Source organism: Gemmatimonas sp. (assembly GCF_044345575.1).
Classification (GTDB): Bacteria; Gemmatimonadota; Gemmatimonadetes; order Gemmatimonadales; family Gemmatimonadaceae; genus Gemmatimonas.
The window spans coordinates 1-6562 of the sequence record NZ_JBIJAW010000183.1; the positions used below are offsets into that span (position 1 = coordinate 1).

At 65.3% G+C, this 6562-nt stretch carries 4 protein-coding genes; all 4 read left to right on the plus strand.

All coding sequences use genetic code 11. The annotated features are described in order from the left end of the window. Nucleotides 1-450 (plus strand): BamA/TamA family outer membrane protein (locus tag ACIQ6O_RS11055; RefSeq protein WP_396207848.1); only part of this gene is annotated, 450 nt, incomplete at its 5' end. Nucleotides 451-498: 48 nt separating this feature from the next. Beyond that, on the plus strand, nt 499-1785 hold the full coding sequence (locus ACIQ6O_RS11060; RefSeq protein WP_396207849.1) for a porin: 1287 nt from the start codon (nt 499-501) through the stop codon (nt 1783-1785). Nucleotides 1786-1921: 136 nt separating this feature from the next. Continuing rightward, nucleotides 1922-2818: an ABC transporter ATP-binding protein gene (locus ACIQ6O_RS11065; protein WP_396207850.1), complete on the plus strand. Its 897-nt coding sequence runs from the start codon at nt 1922-1924 to the stop codon at nt 2816-2818. Then, nucleotides 2818-6405: an ABC transporter permease/M1 family aminopeptidase gene (locus tag ACIQ6O_RS11070; RefSeq protein WP_396207851.1), complete on the plus strand. Its 3588-nt coding sequence runs from the start codon at nt 2818-2820 to the stop codon at nt 6403-6405. Before ACIQ6O_RS11065 ends, ACIQ6O_RS11070 begins: the two co-directional genes overlap by 1 nt. Nucleotides 6406-6562: the final 157 nt, after the last annotated feature.

A 6562-nucleotide genomic window follows, 5' to 3' on the forward strand; every position in this document is an offset into this window, starting at 1 on the left:
GGGCGCGACGCCGAGCTCGGGTTGCTGGCGCCGATCTTTCTCGGGGCGGGCACGCTCGTGCGCGGCTACACGGCGGAGTCGATCGCAAATCGTGAGTGTCTGCGCGTACCGGCGGCGGACCGTTGCGACGCGTTCGGTCGACTGCTCGGCAGTCGCATGCTGGTCGGCAGCGCCGAGTATCGCCTACCCTTGACCCGACGCGGCGGCGGGGCGCTGGGGATCGAACTCGCACCGTTTGTCGATGCCGGATTGGCGTGGAGTGCCGGCCAATCGCTTGCGGTGCAACCGCAGCCGCTTTCGGCCCCCGTTGAGGCGATCCGGCGGCCAGTGGTATCGGCCGGCACGAGTCTACGGATCAGCGCCGGGTCGGTCATCCTCGAAATCTTCCATGCCCGTCCCCTGCAGCGGGGCGGGAGCGTGTTCGGACTGAATGTGGCGCCAGGCTGGTGAGGTACATTCACACATGCTGATCTCTCTGTCCCAGTCTCCCGGCGGTTCATGACGGTCGATCGCCGTGGCCATCGGCGACTGGGCGGGCCAGTGGGCTTCGCCACAGTGATACTCGCCACGGCGATGCTTCCGGTGCCCACCTTGATGCCCGCGGCGATGTTGCACGCGCAGACGGCGAGTTCGCCGCCGGTCAACGACGGGCGCACCGACGACGAGCGAGGGAACATGCTCTTGTCGTCGGGGCAAGAGATGCGCCTGACGCTCGGCGGGTACCTGCAGGTGGACGGTCGTTGGATGTCCGGCACAGCCACGCGCGCACCCGATGGTCTGTTGCTGCGGCGCGCGCGCCTGGTGTTCGATGCGGCCGGCGCCAATGGTTGGCACATGCGCCTGCAGCCCGATTTCGGTCAGGGGCGGGTGCAGGTGCAGGATGCATTCGTGGGGTTCCAGCGGAGGGGGCTGGTCGCGCGGGCTGGCCGTTTCCGTCCGGCGTTCGGGACGGAGCGTATGCAGTCGTCGGCCACGTTGCTGGCCCCGGAGCGCGGTCTCGTAAACTCACTCATGCCAAGCCGCAGCTTCGGCGCCCAAGTGCTGCTGCAGCGCAGCGTGTGGCGTGTGGCGGCCGGCGGGTTTCGCACGCCCATCGGGAGTGACGTGACGGCGGTGGATACGGACGGCGACGTGGACGCCGTAGCTGGCGTTGGCCACGACCTGTTGCTGCGCGTATCAAAGGTGCGTGAACGGCAGGGCCGCTATCTCGAGATCCAGAGTGGGCTCCTCGTGGGCAGCGAACGCGGCACGGTGGACGCCCCAGCGCTCTCGCGGGTGCTGTCTGTGGCCCAGCAACCGATTCTGGGCTTTGCCGATGACGGCACCTCTGCCGGCACGGCACGCGCCGCGGGAACGCGCGCCCGCTACTCTGCCGGCGGAATCCTCGGGACACCACGCACGGTGATGGCGATCGAGGGCGCGCTGCTGCGGCAGCGCATGGCGCGCGGAATGCAAACGATTACGCCGACCATTGGCGCGACTACCGTGCGCCTGGCGCACGTATGGAACGGTGTGCGCGCCCATACGCAGGAGATCACGCCGCGCAGCGCGCGTGGCGCCCTCGATCTGGGTGTTCGTGGCGGGACGCTGAGTGCGTGGGGCGACGGACTCGATGCTATGCTCAGTCGACGCTCGTCCCGACGCGCCCATACGGCCGGGGTCGCTGTGAGTTGGCTACCGACGCGGCTCACCAGACTCTCCGTGTCCTACGACCACACGTCTCGGAGCGAAGCCGCCATGCCGCGCGAGCACGCGCTCACGGTACGCTGGCAGCAGGGGTTCTAGCACTCGTCATCGGGCCGAACGCTCGCCCGCCGGCTGTCGGCCGAAGCGACGGCGCGTGGAAAGAAACCGAGACTGGCGGATGGCCGTACGCCTGCGCGAAGATATGGCGACGTCTCCTCCTCCAACCCGGCTGGCCATGAGTCTGCGCATCGAGCGTATCACCAAGACGTACCCGAACGGGGTGCGTGCCCTGAACGACATTTCCCTGTCCATCGCGCCGGGCATGTTCGGCCTGCTCGGGCCGAATGGCGCGGGCAAGTCGTCGCTGATGCGCACCATTGCCACGCTCCAGCAGCCCGACAGCGGCAGCATTCACTTCCGCGATATCGATGTGTTGCGCGAGCCCGAAAAGCTGCGCGCGCAGCTGGGCTATCTGCCGCAGGAGTTCGGGCTCTATCCCAACATGCCGGCCGATGCCATCCTCGATCACTTCGCCACGCTCAAAGGCGTGGTGAATCCCGGAGAGCGCAAGGACCTCGTGGGCGCCCTCCTCCAGCAGGTGAACCTGTACGATGTGCGCAAAAAGAGTGTGGGGGGCTACTCGGGCGGCATGAAGCAGCGCCTCGGTATCGCCATCGCGCTGGCCGGGAGCCCCAAGCTGCTCATTGTCGACGAGCCGACGGCCGGTCTCGATCCCACCGAACGCAATCGTTTTCTCAATCTGCTCGCCGACATCGGCGAGGATGTCGTGGTGATTCTGTCCACGCACATCGTGGAAGATGTGCGGGAGTTGTGCTCGCAAATGGCGATCATCAACAAGGGACAGGTGGTGGTGCAGGGCGAACCCGAGCGCATCATCGATGAGGTGCGCGGCCGGATCTGGCGCCGCACGATTCCGCGCGCGCAGGCCGACGAGTACAAGCAGCGGTATCAGGTGATCTCCACCCGCATGGCCGCCGGCAATACGGTGCTCCATGTGTACGCCGAGTCCGATCCCGGAGATGGATTCGTACAGGTGGAACCGGATCTCGAGGATGTGTACTTCCATCGGCTGGCGGAGGTGTCCGGCGGACGCGTACCGGTGGAGGCCTGATGTTCGGTCCTCTTTTTCTGTTCGAGCTGCGCAGCCACTTTCGGCGCCCGGTCACGTGGTTGTACGTCGCCATCGTGTTCTTCATGGCGTTCTTCGCCATCAGTACGGAGTCGTTCCTCACCGGGCAGGTCCTCGGAAAGGTCAAGAAGAACAGTCCGTACTCCCTCACGCAGATCTACGGCATTCTGCTCGCCGTGGGGCAGATCATCACGAGCGCGCTCGTCGGCACCACAGTCTTGCGTGACTACGACGCGGGCGTGCACGAGATCCTGTTCAGTACCCGCATCACCCGCGGGGCGTATCTGGGCGCCAAGTTTCTCGGGGCGCTGTTGGCCATGCTGCTGGTGTTCGCTGCACTCCCCGTGGGCGCCCTCGTGGGAACGGTGATGCCATGGGTCGATGCCTCCACGCTGCAGGCGATCAATGTGTGGCACTACGTGCAGCCGTATCTGCTGATCGGTGTGCCGGGAGTGTTCTTCATCAGCGCCATGTTGTTTTCCGTGGGATCGCTCACGCGGAGCAGCTTTTCGGTGTACGTGGCCGGCATTCTCCTGCTGGTCGGATATGCCGTGGCCGGCAATCTGGTGCGCCAGCTCGACTACGATCAGCTGGCCAACCTCGTCGACCCGTTCGGCATGCGATCGGTCGACCTGGTGACCCGCTATTGGACGCCGGTCGAGAAGAACAGCACGACGTTACCCGTGATGGGATTCGTCGGCCAGAACCGTCTGCTCTGGTCCGCGTTGGGCGCGCTGATGCTCGCCGCCGCGTTCCGCTTCGTGCGTCTGGAGAAGCACGCCACGGTTGGCGCCCGCAAGAAGCAGAAAGAAGATACGGAGCAGTTCGCGCCGCCCGTCAGCTCGCGTACAATGTCGCGTTCGTACGAGCCCACGCCGGCATTCGCGGGGTGGTGGAGCGTGGCTCGCTTCCATACGCAGTCGCTGCTGCGGTCCACACCATTCCTCGCCATTGCCACCATCGGCTTCATCAATGTGCTGATGAATGCCTGGTACGCCGATTCGAATGGGCAGAATCGGAGTTGGCCGATGAGCTGGCTCATGGCCGAGGCGTCGATCAGTGGTGCCTCGTTGTTCATGATCGTACTGCTCACCTTCTATGCCGGTGAGCTCGTGTGGCGTGAGCGCCAGGTGAAGCTCGATCAGGTGCTCGATGCTTCGCCGGTACAGTCGGGGAGTGTGCTCGCCGGCAAGTTTGCCGCGATGATCGCGCTGATGCTGGCCTTCGGCACCGCGTCCATGCTGGGGAGTATGGCCGTGCAGGTGCTCAAGGGGTACCCGCACATCGACCTGCCGGTGTATGCGCTGTACGTGTACCTCACGGACTTCCCGGGGTGGATCACGATGACGGCGATTGCCTTCTTCGTGCAGTCGCTCGTGCCGCGCAAGGCCATCGGGTACGTAGTCGTGATTCTCGTGTGGGTGCTCAACACCGTCACGACCAATCTCGGCTACGACTACCGCCTGCTGCAGCTTGGGACCGCGCCGGCGTTCCGGTGGTCTGATCTCAACGGCACGGGACCGTATCTCGCCGCGTTCCCGGCGGTGCAGGGCTTCAATCTCTGTCTGGCCCTCCTCTTCCTGTGTCTCACGTATCTGGTTTGGCAGCGTGGGACGGAGCTCGCCGCCTTCGGCGTCAGGGTACGGCGCTGGTTTTCCTCCGGCACTGTCTGGGTGGCCGCCGGCAGCACGGCGGGGCTGGCTGCCGCCGGTGGGGTGTTCTACTACAACGCCAGCGTGGTGAACACGTACTGGACCCGCGAGGAGGGCGAACAGGCGGCGGTCGCGTACGAGCAGACGTGGCGCCAGTACGAAACGCTCACGCCGCCCAAGGTCACGGCGATCGCCATCGACGTGGACTTCGAGCCGACGGCGGGGCGCGCGCGGGTGGGGTCCCGCTTCACGATGGTGAACCTCGCATCGGTTCCGATCGACACGGTGCTGGTCAACGTGGCGTCGGACGCGCCCGGCCTCGGCGTGACGTTGGATACACTCCTCTTCGACCGTCCGTTCTCGGTGGTGAAGAGCGACGAGGTGTGGGGCGTGCGGCTCGTGCGCCTCGCCACGCCACTGATGCCGGGAGATTCCGTACATCTGCGCAGCGTGCAGCATTTCCGCACGCAAGGCTACCCGAATGGCCAGCCCGATCGCTCGCTGGTGGCGAACGGGACGTTCTTCAATCGTGACAAGTTTCCCACCTTCTTCTACAACAACCAGAACGAGCTGCAGAGCGACGAACTGCGGCGCAAGTACAAGCTGCCGCTGCAGCGTCGCGGGCTGCCGCGTACCGACAGTCTGGGGCTGAGCCGGCAGTCGTTCCTCGCCGATGCGGCCGCGGCGACGTTCGAGGCTACGGTGAGCACCGACCCCGATCAGATCGCGATGGCGCCGGGGTATCTGCAACGGGAATGGCGCGAGAACGGACGGCGCTACTTCCAATACAGGATGGACACGCCCATCGACAACTTCTTCTCGGTGTTGTCGGCACGATGGACGGTGACGAAATCGCAGTGGCAGAACGTGAGCATCGAGGTGTATCACCACCCGACGCACACCTTCAACGTGCCGCGCATGATCGAGGCGTCGAAGGCCAGCCTCGAGTTCTTCTCGAGGGAGTTCGGCCCGTACCAGCACCGGCAGCTGCGCATTCTGGAGTTCCCGCGGTACGCCGGGTTCGCGCAGTCGTTCCCCAATACGGTGCCCTACTCGGAAGACATCGGCTTCGTGGCGCGCGTCGACAGTACGGATGTCGAAGACACGGACCTGCCGTACTTCGTGACGGCCCATGAGATCGCCCACCAGTGGTTCCCGTATCAGCGCATGCCGGCCGATGTGGAAGGGGCGCAGATGCTGTCGGAGTCCATCTCCGAGTATGCGGCGCTCGTGATCACCGAACGGGCGCACGGGCGTTCGTTCACGCAGAAGTTCCTGCGCACCGAGCTGGAGACGTACCTCCGTGGGCGCGCGGGCGAGCGGAAGGGCGAACGCCCGCTCACGCGCGTGGACCTGCAGAGCTACATCTGGTATCAGAAGGGGTCGCTCGCGCTCTTCGCGCTGCGCGATCTCATCGGTGAACCGGCGCTGCACAAGGCGTTGCGCGATTATCTGGCCGAGGGACGGTTCGGCGGGCCGCCGTACGCCACCACGCTCGATCTCATGCGGCACATCAACGCCGCCACGCCGGATTCCCTGCGCTACGCGATCGATGACTACTTCGAGACCATCACGCTCTGGGATGTGAAGACGGACAGTGTCACCGCAACGAAGCTGCCGAACGGCGAGTACCGCGTCACCGTGGTGGGCACCGCCTCGAAGCTGCGGGCGGACTCGCTCGGCACAGAAACCCCGGCGCCGCTCAACGACTACATCGACGTGGGGGTCCTGGCGGAACCCAAGGTCGGTGCGCGTATCGGCGAGCCGCTGGCCATGCGCAAGGTGAAGGTCACGGGCAGTGCCGTGCGGGCTGAGTTCATCGTGAAGTCACTGCCGGCTCGGGGAGGGATCGATCCGTACAACCTGCTGATTGATCGAAACCCGGGGGACAATACGCGCGACGTAAAGGCGAACTAGCGTAACGGCGGTGGTTACTGCGGTCGTAACGGCGCGTTACCAGCAGACGGCAGACGGCAGGAACTACGGCACGCAGTCACGGAGGAATTCGGTAGAACAACACGGGGCCTGCGCTGCGCGCGGCCCCGATATCCCTACCGCAAAGGAAATCGGGGGC

Bases quoted from the DNA above. Each gene is read 5' to 3' on its own strand.
- ACIQ6O_RS11070 (WP_396207851.1), top strand. From the start codon at position 2,818: ATGTTCGGTCCTCTTTTTCTGTTCGAGCTGCGCAGCCACTTTCGGCGC.
- ACIQ6O_RS11065 (WP_396207850.1), top strand. From the start codon at position 1,922: ATGAGTCTGCGCATCGAGCGTATCACCAAGACGTACCCGAACGGGGTG.
- ACIQ6O_RS11060 (WP_396207849.1), top strand. From the start codon at position 499: ATGACGGTCGATCGCCGTGGCCATCGGCGACTGGGCGGGCCAGTGGGC.